Source organism: Oleiphilus sp. HI0132 (genome assembly GCF_001635845.1).
The window spans coordinates 1-939 of record NZ_LWGJ01000004.1; the positions used below are offsets into that span (position 1 = coordinate 1).

Sequence of the window (939 nt, forward strand, 5' to 3'; positions counted from 1 at the left end):
ATGGATCAACTAGCAGCGGGTTTAACTCTAAACCTTGATAACAAGCTGCTTGCGGAATTACGCGAACATATTGCTGACCATAGCCATGTTATTGAAGATAGTCCGGTAGAAAGTCAAAGTGTATCAACTCAAGAAGATAGCTTAAACGAGAAGCTCGACCAGCTAGAGAAAGAGTTGGATGACGTATTACCTACCTACTCCGCTACCACAGATGAAGTGGAGGAAGAAGCAAGCGTTGAACTCGACGATGAAGCCATTATGGATGCCGATTTGGCTGAAATATTCCTCGAGGAAGCTAATGAGCTAGTCAATGGAATCAACCCTGCACTAGACAAACTTAAACAACAACCAGGTAATGAACACGTTATCCTGCAATTACAACGAGACATGCATACACTCAAAGGTGGTGCACGTTTGGCAGGCTTCGAAGCGGTTGGCGATTTAAGTGATATCCTTGAGAAACTATTTGAAAAACTAATCGATTACAAAGCTGATGCCTCCAGCCTGATGTTATCGCTACTTGAAGAGTCTTCGCAGGCTCTAGAAGCAATGCTTAAGTCTATCCAGGCTTTGCAACCTTGCCAGCCTCAAGATGAGCTGGTCACGAATATCACTTCAATTGTTGATGATTTGCGTGTTAACACCCCACTTGTTGAAGAAGATATCGCTCCAGAAAATGAACAGCCCTCTGAATCACAAACGACAAGTCCTAGCCAGGTCTTATTAGACTTGGATCCGGAATTAGCCGAGATATTTTTAGAAGAAGCCCAAGAAATAATCGACAGTTCTGGCGAACTATTGCACCAATGGGAATCCGACGTCTTTAATATCGAGGTTGTTGGCGAGCTACAGCGTGAATTGCACACCCTTAAAGGCGGTGCTCGAATGGCCGAAATCAACCCTATTGGTGATCTTGCACACGAACTGGAAACCTTATTC

Annotated in this window: 1 protein-coding gene; it reads left to right on the top strand. The window is 44.1% G+C overall.

Annotated elements, in window-relative coordinates:
* Positions 1–939: Hpt domain-containing protein (locus tag A3766_RS00170; RefSeq protein ID WP_197479124.1), on the top strand; the 939-nt coding region annotated here is incomplete at both ends.